Origin of the sequence: Nonomuraea sp. NPDC049486, from assembly GCF_040676925.1 — a bacterium.
Classification (GTDB): Bacteria; Actinomycetota; Actinomycetes; order Streptosporangiales; family Streptosporangiaceae; genus Nonomuraea; species Nonomuraea ferruginea.
Map to the genome: position 1 here is coordinate 1 of NZ_JBFAPV010000034.1, position 20249 is coordinate 20249.

Sequence of the window (20249 nt, forward strand, 5' to 3'; positions counted from 1 at the left end):
TCGAGGGCAACACCGGCAACGGCAAGGTCGAGGAGCGCATCCGGCCCGTGTCCCAGGTGACCGGCTACGGCTACCCCGAGTACAAGGCCGCCTGAGCACGTTCTCCGCACCCCGTCATTCCTCCGGCGATCCGGTCAGGTCTTCCCTGACCGGATCGCCGTCGTCTGTGGCCCGGTCAGGACCGCGTTTTGACCGGCCGTTGGCCTGCCCGGAGACGACTCCGGGGGAGATCCAGGGGGTGGAAGCGCGTGCGACATGACGACGGTGCCCTACCAGCAGGACCCGGCCAAGACCAGGCGGTCGCCGCTCAGCGGGCGGCGGCTGCAACTCCGCCACGGTGAGGGCGACAAGCGGCACCTGACCAGCCTGCAAGGACTGTCGGCGCTGTCGCTGGACGCCCTCAGCTCGGTCGCCTACGGGCCGGAGGCCGCGGCGCTCGTCCTGGCCGGGGCCGGGGCCGCCGCCGTGGCGCTGACCCTGCCGATCACGATCGCCATCGCGGTCCTGCTGCTGATCCTCGTGTTCTCCTACCGGCAGGTCATCGCCGCCCACCCCGACGGCGGCGGGTCGTACGGGGTCGCGAAGGCGGAGCTGGGCCGCCGGGCGGGCCTGCTGGCCGCCGCGGCCCTGGTGGTGGACTACGTGCTGACCATCGCGGTCAGCCTCGCCGCCGCGGCCGCCAACCTGGCCTCGGCGTTTCCCGTCCTGCGACCGTACCTGGTGGAGACCTGCCTGGCCGGGGTGCTGCTGCTGACGGTCATCAACCTGTTCGGGGTGTCCGACAGCGCGCGGTTCCTCATGCTGCCCATGAGCCTGTTCGTGGTGTCCGTCCTCGGCGTCGTGGCGGTCGGCCTGGCGCGGTCCGGGCCCGCCGCCACCGTGGGGACGACGGAGCAGATCGTCGCCACCGAGGCGCTGACCGTGATGCTCATCCTGCGGGCCTTCTCCTCCGGATGCTCCTCGCTGACCGGGATCGAGGCCATCGCCAACGGCGTGCCCATGTTCCGCAAGCCCCGCGTCAAGCGCGCCCAGCACACCGAACTGATGCTCGGCGTGCTGCTCGCCACCATGCTCATCGGCCTGGCCGTGCTCATCCGCAGGGACCACGTGGTGCCCCGCGAGGGCGTGACCATCCTGGCCCAGCTCGTGGCCGGCTCGTACGGGACCGGCTGGGCGTTCTACGGCACCAACATCGTGGTCGCGCTCGGCCTGGGACTGGCCGCCAACACCAGCTTCGGCGGCCTGCCGGTCCTGCTGAGCCTGCTGGCCAAGGACAGGCGGCTGCCCTCGCTGTTCGCGCTGCGCACCGAACGGCCCGTCTACCGGTACGGCGTCGCGGTGGCGGGGCTGCTGGCCGCCCTCCTGCTGATCGCGGTGGACGGCGACCCGCAGCGGCTCATCCCCATGTTCGCCATCGGCGTCTTCATCGGTTTCACCATGAGCCAGGGCGGCATGGTCAAGCACTGGCACCGGCTGCGCCCGCCCCGCTGGCGCCGCGACATGCTGCTCAACGGGACCGGGGCGGTGCTCACCTGCGTGGCGGCCCTCGTGCTGCTGGTGTCGAAGTTCACCGAGGGCGCCTGGGCGGTCGCCATCGTCATCCCCTTGCTCATCCTCCTGTTCGCCCGGATCGAGCGTTACTACGGAGAGGTGGCGGCCGAGCTGGAGATCGGCGCCGTGCCGGCCAGGCCCGCGCGGCCGCCCGCCGCCGACCGTCCCGGCAAGAAGATCATCATCCCCGTCGGCGGGATCGACGCCGCGACGCAGCGGAGCGTGAGCGCCGCCATGGCCCTCGGCGGGGAGATCGTGCTCGTGTCGGTCTGCTTCACCGAGGAGTCGCGGCGCGCGCTGCACGAAGCCTGGGACCGGTGGGATCCCGGAGTCCCGCTGGAGGTCATCGTCAACCCCGCCCGCACGGTGATCCACCCGCTGCTGGACTACATCCGCCAGGTGGACGAGTCGGGGAGCTGGACCGTCGTCCTCATCCCCATCCTGGAACCCCGGCACTTCCGCTACCGGTTCCTGCACAACCAGCGCGGCCTCCTGCTGGCCGCCGCCCTGCGGGAGCGGTCGGACGTGGTCGTCTGCCTCCTCCCGTTCCACCTCCGCCCGTGAACGGGTTACCGGCCGGTTCACAGGGCACGGGAAGCGCATGGTCGTCACCACCGAATCCCGCCGCTGGGTCGCGCTGCCGGTCTTCCTGGTGGCCGTGGCCCTGGTCGCCGTCATCGGGTCGCTGGCCGCGTCCGGCGCCGGGGCCGAGTATCTGGCACTGGAGCGTCCCGCCTGGGCGCCGCCGCAGTGGCTGTTCGGGCCCGTCTGGACGGTGCTGTACATCATGATCGCCGTGGCGGGCTGGCTCGCCTGGACGGCGCGCGGCTGGTCGCGGGCGCTGACCGCGTACGCGGTGCAGCTCGTGCTCAACGCCGCGTGGACCCCGTTGTTCTTCGCCGCGGGCTGGTACGGCGTGGCCTTCGCCGAGCTGTGCCTGCTGTGGATCGCCATCGCGGCGACCATCGTGCTGATGTGGCCGGTCAAGCGGCCGGCGGCGCTGCTGATGGCGCCCTATCTGGTCTGGGTGACCTACGCCGGCGCGCTGAACCTGGCCATCTGGCAGCTCAACTGATCCCGGCCCACGAGCCGTCAGACGAAGGCGCCGTGGCCGGTGATCGCCCGGCCGACGATCAGGCTGTTGATCTCGCGCGTCCCCTCGTACGAGTAGATGGCCTCGGAGTCGGCCACGAAGCGGCCCATGCCGTAGTCGAGCACGATCCCGTTGCCGGCCATGATCTCCCGGCCCCAGCCGACCGCCTCCCGCATCCGGGCCGTGCAGTACGCCTTGGCCATGGCCGAGTGCTCGTCGCGGTAGACGCCCGCGTCCTGCAGCTGCGCCAGCCGCACCACCATGCCGAGCGAGCTGGTGACGTTGCCCAGCATCCGCACCAAGAGGTCCTGGACGAGCTGGAACGCCGCGATCGGGCGGCCGAACTGCTCGCGCTCCCCGGCGTACTCCAGGGCCCGCTCGTAGGCGCCCATCATGCAGCCCACCGCCTGCCAGGCCACGCCGCCCCTGGTCTGCCGCAGGATCGTGGACGTGTCGCGGAAGCCGCGGGCCCCGGCCAGCCGGTTGGTCTCGGGGACGCGGCAACCGGTCAGCGTGATGTCCGCGTTCTGGACCGTACGGAGGGCGATCTTGTTCTCGATCTTGGTGGCTTCGAAGCCGGGCGTGCCCTTCTCCACCACGAAGCCCTTCACCTGGCCGTCGGCCTCGTCCTTCGCCCAGACCACGATCAGGTCGGCGAAGGTGGCGTTGCCGATCCAGCGCTTGGCGCCGTCGAGCACCCACGTGTCGCCCTCGCGCCTGGCCGTGGTGCGCAGCCCGGCGGCCACGTCGGAGCCGCCCTTCGGCTCGGTCAGCGCGAACGCGCCGATCTGCTCCATCGCGGCCATCCGCGGCAGCCACCGCTCGCGCTGCTCCTCCGAGCCGAGCCCGGCGATGCTGCCCATGGCCAGGCCGCTGTGCACGCCGAAGAACGTCGCGATGGACGGATCCACCCGGTTCATCTCCAGCACGATGAAACCGGTCAGCAGGCTGCTGGCGCCCCGGTGCTGGAGCCCCGCCACGTCCAGCTTGGCCATCTCCGGCACCACATGGTGGGGGAAGCTCGCCTTGGTCCAGGCTTCGTCCGCGATGGGCGCGATCTTCTCGGTCATGAAGTCGCGCACCCGCTGGACGATCTGCTTCTCCTCCTTGTCCAGCAGGTCGGCGTAGTCGTAGAAGTCGCCGTTCCGCACGCCGTCCCCTCTCACGCGCCCAGGTCCCTGGCCAGGGTGTCCAGACGGGCGGCGAGCGAGTCCAGGTCGCGCTCCTCGGTCACGTGCCGCACCTCACGGCGGCGGGCGAGCACCAGGCCGCCCTGCCGGTCGGCCTGCTCCTCCGGCATGACGACGCATTCTCCTCGTACGAGAACGAGAGCGGCGTCCTGGTCTTGCGTTTCGACGAGCTTGCGTACGGCGGCGCGGTCGATGAGTCGCATACGCCGCCGACTGCCCCGCCAGTCCCTTTCGAAACGGTCTCGGTAGATAGTCCAGCTCCATGAAGAAAGAGCGCTTGGTGCTGTACCGTCTGGAAGGTCCGGCATGATCCTTCCAACGGAAAGTCACGATGAGCGACAGCGATGCCGCCGAGTCGGCCTGGTCCCGGGTCGACACCACTGTCCCGCACTCCGCGCGGGTGTGGGACTTCCTGCTGGGCGGGAAGGACCACTTCCCCGTCGACCGCGAGGCCGGGGAGACCCTGCTGAGGCTGTTCCCCGACTTCGCCATGGTCGCCAGGCTGCAGCGGGAGTTCCTGGTCCGCGCGATCCGCTACCTGGCGGGCGAGGCCGGGATCCGGCAGTTCCTCGACATCGGCACCGGCCTGCCCACCGCCGGCAACACGCACGAGATCGCGCAGGGCATCGCCCGCGAGTCGCGGGTCGTGTACGTGGACAACGACCCGATCGTGCTGGCGCACGCCCGCGCGCTGCTCACCAGCGCGCCCGAGGGCGCCACCGACTATCTCGACGCGGACGTCCGCGACCCCGAGGCGATCCTGGCCGGGGCCGCCGCGACGCTCGACTTCAGCCGGCCCGTCGCGGTCATGATGCTGAGCATCGCCGGGCAGGTGACCGACGACGAAGACCCACGCGGCATCGTCGACCGCCTGCTGGAGCCGCTCGCGCCCGGCAGCTACCTGGCGCTGAGCGACGGCACCAACACCAACCCCGCCCTCGTGGAAGCGGTCACCGGCTACAACAAGAACGCCCGCAACTCCTACCAACTGCGCTCCCCCGACGAGATCGCGCGCTTCTTCACCGGCCTCGAACTGGTGGAGCCCGGCGTGGTGCCGACACCCGAATGGCGCCCCGCGCCGGACCGCTGGGACGAGCCGCCCACCGTGGTGAGCGCCGTCTGCGGAGTCGCCCGCAAGCCCTGACGTCACCGGACGACCCCGTCGAGCTGGAGATCGCCTTCACCATGGGGAAGGCGTAGGGCCAACTTCTGGCGATTACTTCCACAAGTGTGGGACGCGCCGCCGACGGTTCCGCTCTCCGGCTTCCTACTCTCCTGCTGACCGGTGAGTCGGGAGGCAGGAGACGCCATGTCGGGCAGCGACGTCCGCGGACTCCTGCAGCCCTTCCTGCTCCTGCTCATCTGCGAGCGGCCGGGTCACGGATATGACCTGATCGAGCGGCTGGCGCGGCTGGGGGCGGCCGACGCGGAGCCCGGCCAGGTCTACCGCGTGCTGCGCTCGCTCGAACGCGCGGGTCATCTGGCCTCCGCCTGGGTCGCCTCCGAGGCGGGGCCGGCGCGCAGGCGGTACGAGCTGACCACCGGCGGCATGGCCGAGCTGGAGGCGTGGATGGGCCGGTTGGCCGACGTCCGCCGGTTGCTGGAGACCTGCCTGAGCAGGTGGACGCGGATCGCGCCGGAACCCGGCGGCTACGCGGTCCCGCGCGAGCAGGTGGCGGGACCGGAGAAGGAGGAGTGCCATGGGTGAGGACCCGGCGACGACCGCCGTGGCCGCCGCGTTCGAGCGGCGGACGGGACCGGCGGCCGCCATGGGGGAGGACGCGGACCGGATCGTCCGCGCCTGCCAGGAGATGGCGGAGCGCTTCCGGATGGGCGGCAAGCTGCTGGTCTTCGGCAACGGCGGTTCGGTGGCCGACGCCCAGCACGTCGCCGTCGAGTTCGCGCACCCGGTCATCGTGGGCAAGCCCGCGCTGCCGGCCATCTCGCTGACCACCGACATGGCCCTGGCCACGGGGATCGCGCTGACCGAGGGCCTGGACGGGATCTTCGCGGCGCAGCTGCGGCTGCTGGCGTCCCCGTGCGACATCGCGCTCGGCCTCTCCACCGACGCGGGGTCCGCGAACGTGCGCAGCGGTTTGGCGGCGGCGCGCGAGCTGGGGCTGCTGACGGTGGCGCTCACCGGGGGCGAGGCGGGCGCCGAGGCGGACCACGTGCTGGCCGTCCGCTCCGCCGACCCGCTGATCGTCAAGGAGGTGCACGTGACGATGTACCACGTGCTCTGGGAGCTGGTGCACGTCTTCTACGAGCTGGAGGCGGCCCGATGACGGAGCCGTGCCCCGACGGGGTCTGCGTGACCTGCTCCGACGTCGCCGTGCCGGTGCGCGTCCTGCGGCTGCTGGAGGACGGGCTGGCCGTGGTGGAGACGGAGTCCGGGCCGGAGGAGGTCAGCGTGGCGCTGGTGGACGCGCGGCCCGGCGACATCGTGCTGGTGCACGCCAAGGAAGCCATCGCGGTCCGCCCGTACGGAGGAGAGACCCATGAGCACGGTCAGTGAGCCCGGCGGCATCGAGGCCCTCTACCCGTTCCTCGCCCCCGGACCGGTCGACAGGGAAGCGGTCCTCGCCGATCTGCGCGAGTCCACCCGGAGGAAGGCCGCGGAGATCGTCGAGCTGCGGCGGTCGCTGGTGGCCCTGCACGCGGAGCGTCTCGTGGCGTGCGCGCGGGAGATGGCGGCGGCGTTCGACGCGGGGGCGCGGCTGTTCGCCTTCGGCAACGGGGGCAGCAGCACGGACGCCCAGGCCGTCGTGCAGTTGTTCGCCCACCCGCCGAGGCCGGCGCGGGCGGTCGCGGCGGTGCCGCTCGCCCAGGACGTCGCGCTGCTCACGGCGCTGTCGAACGACGTCGGGTACGAGCTCGTGTTCGCCCGCCAGCTGGCCGCGCTCGGACGGCCCGGTGACGTGGCCATGGGACTGTCGACCAGCGGCGGCTCGGCCAACGTGCTCAACGCCATGGGGGAGGCGTCCCGGCGCGGCCTGCTCACCGTCGGGCTGGTCGGCTACGACGGCGGGCCGATGGCGCAGGACGGTCGCGTCGCGCACCTGTTCGTGGTCCCGTCGGTGTCGGTGCACCGCATCCAGGAGGCCCAGATCACGCTCTGCCACGTGCTGTGGGAGCTGGCCCAGCGGGCGCTGACCGGCGAGCTGTGACGTCCGTGCCGGGTACGGGGGCGCGCCGGATCCGGGTGCGGGTCGAAGGGCTGGTGCAGGGGGTGGGGTTCCGGCCGTTCGTGTGCGGGCTGGCCGGGGCGCACGGGTTGTCGGGGTTCGTGGGGAACGACCCCGGAGGGGTGTTCATCGAGGCCGAGGGCGAACCGCCGATGCTGGACGCCTTCACGGCCGGGCTGACCGGCCAGGCGCCGCCCCTCGCCCTGGTCGAACGCGTCTCCGTCGAACCCGCCGAGCCCCGGGGTGAGACCGGCTTCCACATCGTCCCCAGCCGCCGGGCCGGCGTGACGATCGGGCTTCATGATCTGGCGGGTGGTGAGTTCGCGCTGGTCTCGGCGGATGTGGGGACGTGTGACGCCTGTCTGGGGGAGGTGCGCGATCCGGCCGACCGCCGTCATGGTTACGCGTTCGCGAACTGCACGGACTGCGGGCCGCGGTTCACCATCGTCAGCGGCGTGCCGTACGACCGGTGTGCCACGACGATGGCCGACTTCGCGATGTGCGCCGCGTGCGCACGAGAGTATCGGGATCCGCTCGACCGGCGCTTCCACGCGCAGCCGGTCTGCTGCCCGGCGTGCGGGCCGGCGCTGCGGGCGCTCGACGCGGACGGGGGGCCGGTTCCTGGGGATCCGGTCGAGGTGGCGGCGCGGTGGCTGGAAGAGGGGCGGGTCCTGGCGGTCAAGGGGCTCGGCGGCTACCACCTCGCCGTCCTGGCCGCGCACGGGCCGGCCGTGGCCGCGCTCCGGGCCCGCAAGCGGCGCGAGAGCAGGCCGTTCGCCGTGATGGCGCGGGACGCGGCGGCGGCCGGGGAGCTGGTGCTTCTGGAGCCCGCGGCTGAGCGGCTGCTCACCGGGGTGCGCAGGCCCATCGTGCTGGCTCCGCGACGGCCCGGCGCGCCGGTGGCCGACGGCGTGGCGCCCGGGGGCCGCGACCTCGGGGTGATGCTGCCGTACACGCCGCTGCACCACCTGCTCGCCGACCGGCTGGCCGCGCCGTACGTGCTGACCAGCGGCAACCTGTCGGACGAGCCCATCGCGCACCGCGACGAGGACGCGCTGCGGCGGCTGCGCGGCGTGGCCGACGGGTTCCTCGTGCATGACCGGCGGATCCAGGTGCCCGCCGACGACTCGCTGGTACGGGTCTTCCGCGGGCGGGAGCTGGTCGTACGGCGATCCAGGGGGTACGCGCCGGCGCCCGTCGGCGTGCCCTGGCCCTTTCCCCGGCCGGTGCTGGCGTGCGGCGCCCAGCTGAAGAGCACCTTCTGCGTGGCCAGGGGCACCCGGGCCTTCCTGTCGCAGCACATCGGCGACCTGGAGAACTACGAGACCTTGCGCTCGTTCACCGAAGGCGTCGAGCATTTCTGCCGGCTCTTCGGGGTGCGCCCGGCGGTGGTGGCGCACGACCTGCACCCGGAGTACCTGTCGACGTCGTACGCGCTGGACCGGGAGGGCGTGGACCTGGTGGGCGTGCAGCACCATCACGCGCACATCGCCTCCTGCCTCGCCGAGCACGGCCACGCCGGTCCCGTCATCGGGGTGGCGTTCGACGGGCTCGGGCTGGGCGACGACGGCACGCTGTGGGGTGGTGAGCTGCTCGTCGCCGACCTCCTCTCCTACCGGCGGGCGGGGCACCTGGAGCCGGTGCCGATGCCGGGCGGCGCGGCGGCGGTCCGGCAGCCGTGGCGGATGGCGGCGGCCTGGCTCGACCGGGTCCACGGTGACGCGTCGCCCGTCCTGCCGGTGGTCGCCGGGCATCGCGAGCAGTGGCCGATGATCGTCGCGATGGCGCGGGCCGGGACGAACTCGCCGCCCACGTCCAGCGCGGGACGGCTCTTCGACGCGGTCGCGGCCCTCGCGGGCGTCCGCGACACGATCAGCTACGAGGGCCAGGCGGCGGCCGAACTGGAAGCCCGGGTGGACCCTGCCGAGCGAGGCGCGTACCCGGCGGGGCTGGTCGAGGGGGAGCGGGTGGTGATCGCTGGGGGCGACCTGGTCAGGGGGGTGGTCGAGGACGTCATGGGCGGGGTGGACGTGGGGCGGGTGGCGGCGCGGTTCCATCGAGGGCTGGCCGCGGTGGTCGTCCGGGCGGTGTGCGCGGTGGGTGAACGGGCCGGGCTGCGGACGGTGGCGCTGTCCGGCGGGGTCTTCCAGAACACCGTCCTGCTGGAGGCGGTGGTGTCCGGGCTGGAGCGAGAACGGTTCGAGGTGCTGGTGCACTCACGCGTGCCGCCGGGCGACGGCGGGATCGCGCTGGGCCAGGCGGTCGTCGCCGCCGCGCACGACCGCCTGAGCCGGTAGGGGGTCGTTGGAGTACTGGCCGATTCTGTCCTAATATCCGGAGGTACGGCGGTGCTCTCCCGCCGAACCTCCAGAGCGGGTCCCCACGCGGCCCGCCGATCGCGGAGGCAAAGGGGACGCCACGAGCCTCGGGAGCCGCGCTCCGAACGGTCGACGCTCCATCACGGCCGCCACGGGCCGCGGGCGTGGGCCGGGTCCTGGCGACGGCCGTGGGAAGAGCCGGACATGACCAGCAAGAAGCAGCTCAAGGCCCGCATCCGGGCCCGCATGGCCAAGACGGGGGAGAGCTACACCACCGCCCGCGCCCATGTCGCGGGCAGCGCCGAGACCGCCTCCGACGGCGGCTGGCGCTTCGCCGGCGGGCGGCACCCGTCCAGCGCGGCGATCACCTCCGTCCTGGTCAACCAGGGCGTGGCCGTCAGCGAGCCGCTCGTGTTCCTGGCGGGTGGCGGGATCGGCGCCGGCTACATCCTGTGGGAGTTCAAGCACGACCAGTCCCGTCACGTGGTCCTGGCCTTCCGCAACCAGTGGCAGTACCACGACCGCTGGATGGCCAAGACGCTCACCCGGCTGGGCGTCCCGTACGAGGAGCACCGCACGTCCGGCCTCCGCGCCGCGAGCGACCGGCTGACCGCCGAGCTGGACGCGGGGCGGCCGTGCGTGGTCCTGCCCGACCGCTGCCACACGGGCTACTGGCAGGTGCCCGCCTTCCTGGAGGGGCACGGCGGGCATCCGGTGGTCGCCTACCGGTACGACGCGGACGGGGTCTACCTGGACGATCGAGGGCAGGCGCCGATCTGTGTCCCGCGTGAGCGGTTCGACGCGGCACGGGCCCGGGTGGGGTCGTACAAGAACGTCATGCACGTGCTGGGCGAGGCGAAGCTGACCGAGGCGGCGCTGGCCGAGGCCGCCCAGGAAGGGCTGCGCGACTGTGTCACGCACCTGTCGGCCACCTCGGACTCCTTCTCGCTGCCCGCCTGGCGCAAATGGGCCAGGCTGCTGGTCGACACCCGCAACGCCAAGGCGTGGCCGAAGGTGTTCGCCGACCGGCGCGCCCTGGCCGACGCCCTGCTGTCGGTCTGGGAGGGGGCCGAGCCGGTGGGCATCGACGGCGGAAACCTCCGCGACCTGTTCGCCGACGCCCTCGACGAGGCCGCCGCCCTGCTCGACCGGCCGTCGCTGGCGGAGTCGGCCGGGCGGTTCAGGGAGATCCGGGCCCTGTGGCACGAGCTGGCGGAGGCGGCGCTGCCGGCGGAGGTGCCGGAGTTCGCCACGATCCGCGAGCTGACGGCGGCGATCAAGGAGAGCGTCATGGCGGACGGCACCGCGGGCGGTCCGCAGGCGGCCCAGGCGGCCGAGGAGCTGTGGGCGGCCCGCGCCGCGGCCAACGACTCCCTGTCCGCTCTGGCCGACACCGGCCCTCTGTTCGCCGGCCTCAGCTCCCGGCTGAGCACCATCTACGAGGCCGAGCGCACCGAGATCGCCCACCTCGCCCAGCGCCTCTGACGGCGCCGCGGTGAGCCGCCCGTACGTGACAGCTGTCACGTACGGGACGCGCGGCGTCGTGAAGGTCAGCAGATGCGCGGGAGCGGGTCGCCGACCAGCAGGTCCACGATCCTGGTGCCGCCGGAGGCGGTCTTGAGCAGCACCATCCCCGGCGGCCCCGCCTCGACCGTGCCCACCACGGCGGCGCCCTCGCTCACCGGATGCCGCCGCAGCGCCCGGACCGCGGCCGACGCGTGGTCCCCGTCGACCACGGCCACGAACCTGCCCTCGCAGGCCACGTACAGCGGGTCCAGGCCGAGCAGCTCGCAGGCCCCGCTCACGACCGGCCGCACCGGGATCGCCCGCTCGTCGGCCGTCACCGCCAGCCCCGCGCCGACGGCGATCTCGTTCAGGATCGTCGCGACCCCGCCCCTGGTGGCGTCGCGCATCATCCGCACCGGGACCGCGTCGAGGAGGGCGGCGACGGCCTCGTGCACGGGCGCGGTGTCGGAGGTCAGGTCCGCCTCGATGTCCAGCTCGCCACGGGCGATCATGACGGTGACGCCGTGCTCGCCGACCGGGCCGGACACGATCACCGCGTCCCCGGGCCGCACCTGGGACTCGCCCAGCGTGACCGGCCGTTCCAGCGCGCCGATCCCGGACGTGGTCACGTAGCAGCCGTCGGCCTTGCCGCGCTGGACCACCTTGGTGTCGCCGGTCACCACCCGCACGCCGGCCCGCTCGGCGGCGGCCGCCATCGAGGCGGTGATCCGGCGCAGGTCGGCGACGGGGAACCCCTCTTCCAGGACGAACCCCGCCGACAGGTACATCGGCCGCGCCCCGCAGACCGCCAGGTCGTTGACCGTCCCGTTCACGGCCAGGTCGCCGATGTCGCCGCCCGGGAAGAACAGCGGCGAGACCACGTACGCGTCGGTCGTGAAGACCAGCCGGCCGGTGCCCAGGTCGAGCGTGGCGCCGTCGTCGAGCCGCTGGAGCGCGGGGTTGGCGAAGGCGTCGACGAAGACGGCCTGGATCAGCGTGCGGGACGCCTTGCCGCCCGCGCCGTGCGCCATGGTCACCCTCTCCTCGGTGACCTTCGGCTTGCGGCGGCGGGCGCGTTCGATGCGTTCCAGCACCTGTTCCTCGCGGGACAGCGGCTCCTGCCCGACCGCGGCCTCCGCCAAGGCCCGTTCCGCCCATTCCGCAGTGTTCATGGCCTCACTTCGTGAGGCTGCTCGGTCGCTCAAACCCGTCGCCTTCCCTCGTCGCTCTGGTCGCTGCGCTCCCGCCGCTCCTCAGTCCAGGCGACGGCGCGACCTCGCGGCGCCGGGTGAAGCGGCCGAAGTTGTAGTAGGCCGCGCAGGCGCCCTCCGAGGAGACCATGCAGGTGCCGATGGGCGTCTCGGGCGTGCAGGCGGTGCCGAAGACCTTGCACTCCCACGGCTTCAGCACGCCTTTCAGCACCTCGCCGCACTGGCACGCCTTCGGGTCGGCCACCCGGACCCCCGGCACCGGGAAGCGCCGCTCGGCGTCGTAGGCCGCGTACGACTCGCGCATCCGCAGCGCCGAGTTGGCGATGAACCCCAGCCCGCGCCACTCGAAGTGCGGCCGCAGCTCCATCACCCGCGAGATCGCCGACAGCGCCCTGGGGTTGCCGTCCCACGGCACCACCCGGGTGTACTGGTTCTCCACCTCGGCCCGGCCCTCGGCGAGCTGCCGCAGCAGCATGTGGACCGACTGCAGGACGTCCAGCGGCTCGAACCCGGCGCACACCAGCGGCTTGCCGTAGTCGCCGGCGATGAAGGAGTAGGGCCGGCAGCCGATGACGGTGGAGACGTGACCCGGCCCGATGAAGCCGTCGAGCCGCATGTCGGGCGAGTCCAGGATCGCCTTGATCGCCGGGAGGATCGTCACGTGGTTGCAGAAGACCGCGAAGTTCCCGATGCCCTCGGCCTCGGCCCGCAGCACGGTCATCGCCGTCGACGGCGCGGTGGTCTCGAACCCGATGGCCATGATGACGACCGTGCGGTCGGGGTTCTGCCGGGCGATCTTGAGCGCGTCCAGCGGCGAGTACACCATGCGGATGTCCGCCCCCGCGGCCTTGGCGTCGAGGAACGACCCGCGGCCCCCGGGCACCCGCATCATGTCGCCGAAGGACGTCATGATGACGCCCGGCTCGTGGGCGATGGCGATGGCGTCGTCGATGCGGCCCATCGGGATGACGCAGACCGGGCAGCCGGGGCCGTGCACCAGCGAGACCGTCTCCGGCAGGTGGTCCTCCAGCCCGTGCTTGTAGATCGTGTGCGTGTGGCCGCCGCACACCTCCATGAACGTGTAGTGCCGGCCGGGCTCGCACAGGTCCCGGATCCGCGCCGCGAGCTGCCGGGCCTGGCCCGCGTCGCGGTACTCATCGACGAACCGCAATGCCCTGCCTTTCAGGTGATGTCCGATTCGGCGAGCGCTTCGAGCTCGTCGGTGTACGCCTGTCCCAGACCGCGCAGGAGCGCGAGCGTGGCCGCCGCCTCCTGCTCGTCGATCTTGGACATGGCGAAGCCGACGTGCACCAGCACCCAGTCGCCTGGACGGATACCGTCCTGGCTGACCAGTCCGACGTTGATGGCCCGCCGGACGCCCGCGACCTCGACCTTGGCGAGTTCGGGCTGTCCGGGGATGAGTTCGACGATCTCGCCGGGGATGCCCAGGCACATCGGCCGCCCCGCTCCTTCCCGTTCACATTCGTGTCATCTTGATGTATCGCTTCACGGCGGGCAGTTCCCGCCAGAACATGGCGACGAGCGCGGCCCCGGTGAACAGGGCCAGCAGTTTGCCTGAAAGCCGCATGTCGGCTTGCACCTCCTCTCGGTCTAGCTCGGCGACAGGTTCGGCATGATCGGCAGGATCGGGTTCTCCTTGCCGGGCCGCACGCCCGTGGAGCGGCGCGCGTCCGCCGTGTCGTCCTCGTTGTGACCCACCTGCCGGTGGTGCGCGTGTTTCTGGTTGCCCTGCCGTACGCCCTTGACGTGCGACGGCGTGTCGGGCGCCACGTCGGGCTTGCCCACGCGGATCTGTGACATGTCCTCCTCCTCATCTGCCGAGTTCGGCGAAGAAAGCTGCGATCCGATCCCAGAGCCGCTGCCCGCCGGACATGCCCGTCCATTCCTGGCGGACCAGGGCGACGAGCCGGTGACAGTCGTCGATGGGTACGAGCCAGCGCTCGTCCATGCCGCGCACGATCGCGACCAGGAAGGCCTCCACCGACGTCCGCATCGACTCCAGCTCCCCGTACCGGCCGACGAGCCGTTCCCACGCGGCGGTGTCCACCTCCCAGCGGGTGGCGCCCACCGGGCTCGGATAGTTGGCCAGGACCGTGCCGTCGGCCCGGCGTACGAAGAACGCCAGGCCCACCGGCACGCCCAGCTCGGACGGCGGCGGGCCGGTGAGGCGGATCCGCCGGTTCGGCACCAGCCGGAAGCGCCCGAGGCCGCCCTCGCCGCCCTCGCCCCGCTCGAACAGCAGCGCGCAGGCGCGGCAGGCGCACAGCACCTGCTCCTTCCGCTCCTCCAGCAGGTGGGCGTGCTCGCCCTGCAGCGGCTCGCCGCACAGCTCGCACGGCTCGGCGGCCCGCCGCCGCCGGGCGACCGGCCGGTTGACGACCCGGCCGAGCGCGCCGCCGGTCACGCTGTGCGTCACGGGGCCGCCCTCGACGTGGCGGGCCGCCGCGCCAGCGTGTCGAGCGGGATGAACGCCGTGCCGGGATCGCTCGCGGGCGGCTTGCCCGTGGGCACCCCGTGCAGCGCGAACAGGTGCGCCAGCAGGACGTCCCCGGCCGCCGCGGAGCCGAACCCGGGGTACGCGGCGGCGCGGTCCATGACGCGGGCCAGCGCCTCCCCGTACACCTCGGCGAGCGTGGCGACCGCGTCGAGCGCCAGCTCCGCCGTCGGCCCCGAGGTCGTCTCCAGCTCGTTCAGCATCTCTTCCAGCAGCTCCAGGCGCCCGGCGACGGCGCGCTCGTCCAGCCGCGGCCGGTCAGTCATGGCCGCCCCCGAACATGGGCGAGTGCACTTTTCGCAGCGTGCGGCCCTTGCCGAGATACATGTGCACGCCGCAGGGCAGGCACGGGTCGAAGCTGCGGACCGCGCGCATGATGTCGACGCCCTTGAAGTTCTCCGGCCCGTTCTCCTCGAAGATGGGCATGTCCTGCACGGCGTCCTCGTACGGTCCCGGCGTGCCGAAGCGGTCGCGCGGGCTGCCGTTCCACGGGGTGGGCGGGTACGGGTGATAGTTGGCGATCTTGCCCTTCTCGATGACGAGATGGTGCGACAGCACGCCGCGCACGGCCTCGTGGAAGCCGACGCCGATCGCCTGCTCCGGCACGTCGAAGTCCTGGAACACCTTGGTGTCGCCGCCGCGCACGCGCTCCAGCGCCCGCTCGATGAAGTACACCGCCATGGCGGCCGCGTAGGCCACGAAGTACACCCGGGCCCGGTTGCGCTCGATGGCGTTGGACCACTGCGGGATCCGCCACTCCAGCGTCGTCTCCGGCAGCGAGTTGCCCTTCGGCAGGTGGATCTGCACGCTGGAGCCGGTCGACTTCACGTACGGGGTGTCCACGAGGCCGGCCAGCGCGGTGGTGTAGAGCCGCGCGAACGCGCCGCCGCCGGTGTCCAGCGGCAGGTGGTCGCCGGTGCGCGGGTCCAGCCAGCGCGGGCTCATCACCCAGCTGTAGTTGCCCTCGAAGTCCCGCTTCTGCGGGGCGGGCAGCGTGGTCTGGTTCCACGGGTGGCGCATGTCCACCGGGTTGCCGAGCGGGTCGTGGGTGACGAACGGCTTCTCGTTCACCCAGTCGTCGTAGTAGGAGCTGCCGAGCAGGATGCGGATGCCGAGGTTGATGTCGACCAGGTTGGTGGTGATCAGCTCGCCGTCGACGACGATGCCGGGGGTGACGTACATCGCCTTGCCCCACTCGTTCATCGTCTCGTAGCGGTAGTCGACGACCTCGGGGTCCTGGAACGCGCCCCAGCAGCCCAGCAGCACCCGGCGGCGGCCGACCTCCTCGTAGCCGGGCAGCGCCTCGTAGAAGAAGTCGAAAACGTCGTCGTTGAGCGCGACGGCCTTCTTGACGAAGTCGATGATGCTCATCAGCCGCGACAGGTAGTCGGTGAAGACCGTCGGCGACGGCATCGTGCCGACGCCGCCCGGATACACCGTCGACGGGTGCACGTGCCTGCCCTCCATCAGGCAGAACATCTCCCGGGTGACGCGGCTGACGACCAGCGCCTCCTTGTAGATGTCGCCCTCGAACGGGTTGAACGCCCGCATGATGTCGGCGATCGTGCGCTTGCCGTGGATGGCGGCGTTCGGCGCGTCGGTGGTCTCGGCCCGGCTCAGCACGCTCGGGTTGGTGCCCTTGACCATCGCCTCGCAGAAGTCGACGAACACCAGGTTGTCCTGGAAGAGCGTGTGGTCGAACATGTACTCGGCGGCCTCGCCGAGATTCATGATCCACTCGGCGAGTTTCGGGGTCTTGATCCCGTACGCCATGTTCTGCGCGTAGACCGAGCACGTCGTGTGGTTGTCGCCGCAGATGCCGCAGATGCGGCTGGTGATGAAGCCGGCGTCGCGCGGATCCTTGCCCTTCATGAACACGGAGTAGCCGCGGAACAGCGAGGACGTGCTGTGGCACTCGACCACGCGCTGGTTCTCGAAGTCGATCTTGGTGTAGATGCCGAGGTTGCCGATGATGCGGGTGATCGGGTCCCACGACATCTCGACGAGCTGGCCCGGCTTGGGCGTGACTCTTTCCTGCTGTTCGATGGCCATCCGCCGTACTCCCTCTCTCTCTTCGCGTGTCGGCGGTCTCTACGGACGCCAGCGTGGGTCGTAGCCGCTGGTCAGCGCCTCGCGGTTGTGCCGCCACCGGGGTTCCCTGTTGGCGGTGTGGTTGGTGATGCCGCGCATCCGGCGGATGAACGCGCCGTACGGCTTGATCAGCGTCGAGGACAGGTTGCCGCCGGGCGGCATGTCCATGAAGGGCATGAACTTGTCCGGGAAGCCGGGCATGGTGCAGGCGATGCAGATGCCGCCCACGTTCGGGCAGCCGCCGATCCCGGCCATCCACCCGCGCTTGGGCACGTTGCAGTTCACCACCGGGCCCCAGCAGCCCACCTTCACCTGGCACTTCGGGGAGTTGTAGTCACCGGCGAAGTCGCCCTGCTCGTAGTACGCGCCCCGGTCGCAGCCCTCGTGGACCGTCTTGCCGAACAGCCACTGCGGGCGCAGCATCTCGTCCAGCGGAGGCGGCGGCGCGCTGCCGGCCGCGTGGTAGAGCACCCAGGTCAGGGTCTCCATGAAGTTGTCCGGCTGGACGGGGCAGCCCGGCACGTTGACGATCGGCAGCCCGCCGGTCGACCGGAAGTCCCAGCCGAGGTAGTCGGCCAGGCCCATGCAGCCGGTCGGGTTGCCGGCCATCGCGTGGATGCCGCCGTAGGTCGCGCAGGTCCCGATGGCGACGACCGCCCAGGCCCTGGGGGCGAGCCGGTCGATCCAGGTGTTCACGGTCATCGGGTCGCCGGTCGCCGGGTCGTTGCCCAGCGACGTCCAGTAGCCGTCGCCGTTGATGTTCTCGTTGGGGACCGAGCCCTCGATGACGAGCATGAACGGCTCCAGCTCGCCGCGGGCGGCGGCCCTGAACGGGGCCAGGTAGTCCTCGCCGCCGAGGCTGGGCGAGAGCACCTTGTTGTGCAGGTGGACCTTGGGCAGGCCGGGGATGACGCCGCCGACCACGTCCTCGATCGCGGGCTGGGTCGCGGCGGTGATCGAGACGGTGTCGCCGTCGCAGCTCATGCCCTCGGATATCCACAGGATGTGCATCTCGTCGTAGCCGGCGGCCTGGCCGCTCCGCTCGTGCGTCTGCGTCATCACGGCACCTCGCTGGTGAGCACGTCCGACTGGTAGGTGATCGACTCGACGACGACCCCGGTGTCGCCGGCGACCTCGACGTCGACGCCGCCGCAGCGCGGGCAGGCGACGAGCACGAGCGCGCTGGCCGCGGGCGTCCTGGCGCCGCAGTCGTGGCAGCTCATCGTCGGCGGCGCGGCGACCAGTTCGAGCTGCGCGTCCTCGGCGGCGGTCCCGGCAGCGGCCACCCGGAAGCCCTGGTCGACGACCGCCGGGTCCACCCCGTGCCCGGTGACGGCGGCACGGACGCGTACCGCGGCCACCCGCCGTCCCTCGGCGCGGAGCAGAACCGCCCGGACGATCTCGTCGCACATCCCTGTCTCATGCATCAGCGCGTTCCTTGTCTTGTCGGGTCGCCTCTGGTCGGGCGGCCTCGTCGCGGGCCAGCGCCGTCACCGCGGCGACCGCGCCGTCCACGGCTGCGGCGACGGGCTCGGACAGGCCCATCACCTCGTCGATCACCTGCGGCCGGCAGCCCACCAGGAGCACCCGGCCGACGCCGCCGCCCAGCTTGCGGAGCAGGTCGAGGACGGCCTGCGGATGCATGCCGTGCCCGTCCACGGGCGGCGGGGCGTCCGGGGCCGGCTCGTCGTCGATCTCCAGGACGGCCACGGTGCCCGGCGGGCCCTCGACCTCGACCGCGTCCACCATGATCAGCGTGTCGTACGTGCCGCCCAGCAGTTCGTAGGCCAGGTGGACGCCTCGGATGCCGTAGTCGGCCACCACCACGGAGCCGGGCAGGGCCGCCGGGTCCATCCGCCTGACCACCTCGACGCCGAAGCCGTCGTCGCCGAGGAACACGTTGCCGATCCCGGCCACCAGCACCCGCTTCATCCCGGCACCCCCTGGTCCAGCGGCTCGGTCTCGTCGGGGGCGAAGTAGCGGTACCGCCCGTACCACTGGTTCAGCTCGGCCGCCGGGTCGTCCTCCAGGGTCACGGCGAAGTGGCGGCTGCCGTCCACGTCGAGCAGCACCGCCTCCACCAGGGCCGTCCTGCCGTCGAGGAACATGTCCTGCGGGTCGGTGCCGCGCAACCGGGGTCGCAGCCGCACCCTGCTGCCCTTGCGCACCGGGACCCCGCCCACCTCGACGCAGTCCGTCTCCGGCCGCACCGAGGCATCCGCCTCCGGATCCCACCAGGGCACCTGCGACTCCACCCCGGTTCCCTCGGGACGCGGGTCGCGGGTGGTGCCGTGCAGGCGGGCCAGGTCGTCCGGGGTCATCGACTCGACGCGGTCCAGGATGGCGGCGGCCCGCGGGTCGGTGGCGCGCGCCTCCTGCTTCTCGGCGTCGGTGAGCGTCAGCGTGCGCAGCGACAGGATCTCGTCGATCTCCGCCGCGTCGTGCAGGTCCCCGGGGCTCTCCGGCGCGACCCGTGGGTTGTCGTACAGCAGGATCGGGGACGACAGCATCACCTGGTCGCCGCTCAGCACGGGGTACGTGTGCGCGTTCGCGCAGTCGCGGGCCGCGGCCTCCGCCCACGCCGGGGGTTCCAGCAGCGAGACGAACCGGCCGCCGGGCACGGCGAGGAGCGTGTGGCAGGCGATCAGCGCGTGCCGGAGCGCCTCGTCCCTGGACGCCTCCGGCGACGGCTCCCGGCCGACGTTCTCAACCCGTACACACAACTTGAGCAGCGGCACGGGCTTCTGGCCGGTGTGCTCGTCGCGTACCCCCGGCTTGTTCTGCGGCACCCGCTCGTAACCGGCGTGCTCGTCGCGTACGGGCGTGCTGGTGGGGGGCGCGCAGGCGGTCAGGGACATGGTGGCGCGCGCGAGCAGGGGCCACTCGCGCCACCGCGTCCGCCCGGCCGAGCCGGGCAGCGGGGTGATCGTCTCGAAGCCGGGCACCCGCAGGTCGAGCCGCTTCGGCCCGGACAGCAGGTCCGCGACGGACGCCGTGAGGTCGAACTCGCGGGGGACGGCCTCGTCGAAGGTCAGCGCGTCCCCGACCCGGTCGGCGGCGCGGTGGCCGCCGTCCGGCAGCAGCTCTTCGGGGGTACGGCGGCGCAGGTGCAGGAAGCGGAGCCGGCAGTGCACCAGGGCGTCGGCGGGCCCGGTGAGCAGGCACTCGGTCCGCTGCCACCACGACTCGGCGGAGCCCGCCACCCCGCCGCCGTCCAGCCCGTGCGCCCTGGCCCACGGCTCCGGCAGCAGCACGCCGAACTGCCACCGGACCCGGTTCTTCGGAGAGGAACGGCGATAGGGGTACAGCAGGTAGCCCTCGTACAGGACGGAGTCCGCGACCGCCAGCGCCGCCCGGAAACCGGGCGCGGCGTCGATGCCGTTCGCGTCCACGGAGGGTGGCCCCTTCCTGTCCCTGGTCATACGTGACTCTTCTGGTATTGCCACGCCGTCTCAGGACAAGTAGGTGGATCGCTCCCCTAGGTGCCGTCCTCACCTAGCGGTTCTTGATGATTCATCCGAGGGGAAATCGGACTTTCTCCGACGTAAGCCCGCTTCGTCCCAACAGGATTTGCCCGCCGCTTTGCCGC

The 20249-nt window shown here is 72.0% G+C and carries 22 protein-coding genes; 9 read left to right on the plus strand and 13 right to left on the minus strand.

What is annotated here, in order from left to right; translation table 11 throughout:
• Positions 1-255: 255 nt before the first annotated feature.
• A complete protein-coding gene (locus AB0K05_RS43930; protein WP_219551569.1) occupies positions 256-2115 on the plus strand; it encodes an APC family permease in 1860 nt (619 codons plus the stop codon).
• A gap of 37 nt (positions 2116-2152) precedes the next feature.
• Positions 2153-2626 carry a TspO/MBR family protein gene (locus AB0K05_RS43935; RefSeq protein WP_148035819.1) on the plus strand — a complete coding sequence of 158 codons (474 nt, stop codon included), beginning with the start codon at positions 2153-2155 and terminating at the stop codon, positions 2624-2626.
• Between the two features lie 17 nt (positions 2627-2643).
• Here the strand turns inward: AB0K05_RS43935 and AB0K05_RS43940 are convergent, their stop codons facing one another.
• Together AB0K05_RS43940 and AB0K05_RS43945 are read right to left on the minus strand one after the other, a co-directional pair.
• Entirely contained in the window at positions 2644-3810 is a 1167-nt protein-coding gene (locus tag AB0K05_RS43940; protein ID WP_364237706.1) for an acyl-CoA dehydrogenase family protein, read from the minus strand.
• Positions 3807-4037, minus strand: coding sequence for a hypothetical protein (locus AB0K05_RS43945; RefSeq protein WP_364237708.1), 231 nt, complete (start codon positions 4035-4037; stop codon positions 3807-3809). Before AB0K05_RS43945 ends, AB0K05_RS43940 begins: the two co-directional genes overlap by 4 nt.
• A 128-nt stretch (positions 4038-4165) precedes the next feature.
• Between AB0K05_RS43945 and AB0K05_RS43950 the strand changes: the two genes are divergently transcribed.
• The 7 genes from AB0K05_RS43950 to AB0K05_RS43980 all read left to right on the plus strand — a co-directional run bounded on the left by AB0K05_RS43950 (position 4166) and on the right by AB0K05_RS43980 (position 10822).
• On the plus strand, positions 4166-4978 hold the full coding sequence (locus AB0K05_RS43950) for an SAM-dependent methyltransferase (RefSeq protein WP_148035817.1): 813 nt from the start codon (positions 4166-4168) through the stop codon (positions 4976-4978).
• Positions 4979-5143: 165 nt separating this feature from the next.
• Positions 5144-5542 carry a helix-turn-helix transcriptional regulator gene (locus AB0K05_RS43955; protein ID WP_246641292.1) on the plus strand — a complete coding sequence of 133 codons (399 nt, stop codon included), beginning with the start codon at positions 5144-5146 and terminating at the stop codon, positions 5540-5542.
• A complete protein-coding gene (locus AB0K05_RS43960) occupies positions 5535-6119 on the plus strand; it encodes an SIS domain-containing protein (protein WP_364237712.1) in 585 nt (194 codons plus the stop codon). The genes AB0K05_RS43955 and AB0K05_RS43960 overlap by 8 nt, the downstream gene beginning before the upstream one ends.
• Positions 6116-6349 carry a HypC/HybG/HupF family hydrogenase formation chaperone gene (locus AB0K05_RS43965; RefSeq protein WP_219551575.1) on the plus strand — a complete coding sequence of 78 codons (234 nt, stop codon included), beginning with the start codon at positions 6116-6118 and terminating at the stop codon, positions 6347-6349. Before AB0K05_RS43960 ends, AB0K05_RS43965 begins: the two co-directional genes overlap by 4 nt.
• Entirely contained in the window at positions 6333-7001 is a 669-nt protein-coding gene (locus AB0K05_RS43970) for an SIS domain-containing protein (RefSeq protein ID WP_148035813.1), read from the plus strand. Before AB0K05_RS43965 ends, AB0K05_RS43970 begins: the two co-directional genes overlap by 17 nt.
• Positions 6998-9316 carry a carbamoyltransferase HypF gene (gene hypF, locus AB0K05_RS43975; RefSeq protein WP_364237716.1) on the plus strand — a complete coding sequence of 773 codons (2319 nt, stop codon included), beginning with the start codon at positions 6998-7000 and terminating at the stop codon, positions 9314-9316. The genes AB0K05_RS43970 and hypF overlap by 4 nt, the downstream gene beginning before the upstream one ends.
• 225 nt (positions 9317-9541) lie before the next feature.
• A complete protein-coding gene (locus AB0K05_RS43980; protein WP_364237718.1) occupies positions 9542-10822 on the plus strand; it encodes a BtrH N-terminal domain-containing protein in 1281 nt (426 codons plus the stop codon).
• Positions 10823-10887: 65 nt separating this feature from the next.
• Here the strand turns inward: AB0K05_RS43980 and hypE are convergent, their stop codons facing one another.
• From hypE to AB0K05_RS44035, 11 genes are all read right to left on the minus strand, one after another.
• A complete protein-coding gene (gene hypE, locus AB0K05_RS43985) occupies positions 10888-12015 on the minus strand; it encodes a hydrogenase expression/formation protein HypE (RefSeq protein WP_364237721.1) in 1128 nt (375 codons plus the stop codon).
• 4 nt (positions 12016-12019) lie between these two features.
• Complete coding sequence (hypD, locus tag AB0K05_RS43990; RefSeq protein WP_364237723.1) at positions 12020-13225, minus strand: hydrogenase formation protein HypD; 1206 nt, start codon at positions 13223-13225, stop codon at positions 12020-12022.
• An 11-nt stretch (positions 13226-13236) separates the two neighbouring features.
• Positions 13237-13509 (minus strand): HypC/HybG/HupF family hydrogenase formation chaperone, encoded by a 273-nt coding sequence (locus AB0K05_RS43995; RefSeq protein ID WP_148035810.1) that lies wholly within the window; start codon positions 13507-13509, stop codon positions 13237-13239.
• Positions 13510-13665: 156 nt separating this feature from the next.
• Entirely contained in the window at positions 13666-13875 is a 210-nt protein-coding gene (locus tag AB0K05_RS44000; protein ID WP_364237726.1) for a hypothetical protein, read from the minus strand.
• 10 nt (positions 13876-13885) lie between these two features.
• Positions 13886-14491 (minus strand): DUF5947 family protein, encoded by a 606-nt coding sequence (locus AB0K05_RS44005; protein WP_261808976.1) that lies wholly within the window; start codon positions 14489-14491, stop codon positions 13886-13888.
• Positions 14488-14835 carry a hypothetical protein gene (locus AB0K05_RS44010; RefSeq protein ID WP_364237728.1) on the minus strand — a complete coding sequence of 116 codons (348 nt, stop codon included), beginning with the start codon at positions 14833-14835 and terminating at the stop codon, positions 14488-14490. The genes AB0K05_RS44005 and AB0K05_RS44010 overlap by 4 nt, the downstream gene beginning before the upstream one ends.
• A complete protein-coding gene (locus AB0K05_RS44015) occupies positions 14828-16621 on the minus strand; it encodes a nickel-dependent hydrogenase large subunit (RefSeq protein ID WP_364237730.1) in 1794 nt (597 codons plus the stop codon). Before AB0K05_RS44015 ends, AB0K05_RS44010 begins: the two co-directional genes overlap by 8 nt.
• A gap of 39 nt (positions 16622-16660) precedes the next feature.
• On the minus strand, positions 16661-17719 hold the full coding sequence (locus AB0K05_RS44020) for a hydrogenase expression protein HypE (RefSeq protein WP_271278892.1): 1059 nt from the start codon (positions 17717-17719) through the stop codon (positions 16661-16663).
• Positions 17719-18087 (minus strand): hydrogenase/urease maturation nickel metallochaperone HypA, encoded by a 369-nt coding sequence (locus AB0K05_RS44025; RefSeq protein WP_364237732.1) that lies wholly within the window; start codon positions 18085-18087, stop codon positions 17719-17721. The genes AB0K05_RS44020 and AB0K05_RS44025 overlap by 1 nt, the downstream gene beginning before the upstream one ends.
• Positions 18080-18592: a hydrogenase maturation protease gene (locus tag AB0K05_RS44030; RefSeq protein WP_271278894.1), complete on the minus strand. Its 513-nt coding sequence runs from the start codon at positions 18590-18592 to the stop codon at positions 18080-18082. The genes AB0K05_RS44025 and AB0K05_RS44030 overlap by 8 nt, the downstream gene beginning before the upstream one ends.
• Positions 18589-20082: a hypothetical protein gene (locus AB0K05_RS44035; RefSeq protein ID WP_364237735.1), complete on the minus strand. Its 1494-nt coding sequence runs from the start codon at positions 20080-20082 to the stop codon at positions 18589-18591. The genes AB0K05_RS44030 and AB0K05_RS44035 overlap by 4 nt, the downstream gene beginning before the upstream one ends.
• Positions 20083-20249 lie beyond the last annotated feature (167 nt).

What these genes read in the sequence shown, in the direction of transcription:
- AB0K05_RS43930 (WP_219551569.1), top strand. Translation starts at nt 256, where the DNA reads ATGACGACGGTGCCCTACCAGCAGGACCCGGCCAAGACCAGGCGGTCG.
- AB0K05_RS43935 (WP_148035819.1), top strand. Translation starts at nt 2,153, where the DNA reads ATGGTCGTCACCACCGAATCCCGCCGCTGGGTCGCGCTGCCGGTCTTC.
- AB0K05_RS43945 (WP_364237708.1), bottom strand. Translation starts at nt 4,037, where the DNA reads ATGCGACTCATCGACCGCGCCGCCGTACGCAAGCTCGTCGAAACGCAA.
- AB0K05_RS43950 (WP_148035817.1), top strand. Translation starts at nt 4,166, where the DNA reads ATGAGCGACAGCGATGCCGCCGAGTCGGCCTGGTCCCGGGTCGACACC.
- AB0K05_RS43955 (WP_246641292.1), top strand. Translation starts at nt 5,144, where the DNA reads ATGTCGGGCAGCGACGTCCGCGGACTCCTGCAGCCCTTCCTGCTCCTG.
- AB0K05_RS43960 (WP_364237712.1), top strand. Translation starts at nt 5,535, where the DNA reads ATGGGTGAGGACCCGGCGACGACCGCCGTGGCCGCCGCGTTCGAGCGG.
- AB0K05_RS43965 (WP_219551575.1), top strand. Translation starts at nt 6,116, where the DNA reads ATGACGGAGCCGTGCCCCGACGGGGTCTGCGTGACCTGCTCCGACGTC.
- AB0K05_RS43970 (WP_148035813.1), top strand. Translation starts at nt 6,333, where the DNA reads ATGAGCACGGTCAGTGAGCCCGGCGGCATCGAGGCCCTCTACCCGTTC.
- AB0K05_RS43980 (WP_364237718.1), top strand. Translation starts at nt 9,542, where the DNA reads ATGACCAGCAAGAAGCAGCTCAAGGCCCGCATCCGGGCCCGCATGGCC.
- hypE (WP_364237721.1), bottom strand. Translation starts at nt 12,015, where the DNA reads ATGAACACTGCGGAATGGGCGGAACGGGCCTTGGCGGAGGCCGCGGTC.
- AB0K05_RS43995 (WP_148035810.1), bottom strand. Translation starts at nt 13,509, where the DNA reads ATGTGCCTGGGCATCCCCGGCGAGATCGTCGAACTCATCCCCGGACAG.
- AB0K05_RS44000 (WP_364237726.1), bottom strand. Translation starts at nt 13,875, where the DNA reads ATGTCACAGATCCGCGTGGGCAAGCCCGACGTGGCGCCCGACACGCCG.
- AB0K05_RS44010 (WP_364237728.1), bottom strand. Translation starts at nt 14,835, where the DNA reads ATGACTGACCGGCCGCGGCTGGACGAGCGCGCCGTCGCCGGGCGCCTG.
- AB0K05_RS44015 (WP_364237730.1), bottom strand. Translation starts at nt 16,621, where the DNA reads ATGGCCATCGAACAGCAGGAAAGAGTCACGCCCAAGCCGGGCCAGCTC.
- AB0K05_RS44020 (WP_271278892.1), bottom strand. Translation starts at nt 17,719, where the DNA reads ATGACGCAGACGCACGAGCGGAGCGGCCAGGCCGCCGGCTACGACGAG.
- AB0K05_RS44025 (WP_364237732.1), bottom strand. Translation starts at nt 18,087, where the DNA reads ATGCATGAGACAGGGATGTGCGACGAGATCGTCCGGGCGGTTCTGCTC.
- AB0K05_RS44030 (WP_271278894.1), bottom strand. Translation starts at nt 18,592, where the DNA reads ATGAAGCGGGTGCTGGTGGCCGGGATCGGCAACGTGTTCCTCGGCGAC.
- AB0K05_RS44035 (WP_364237735.1), bottom strand. Translation starts at nt 20,082, where the DNA reads ATGACCAGGGACAGGAAGGGGCCACCCTCCGTGGACGCGAACGGCATC.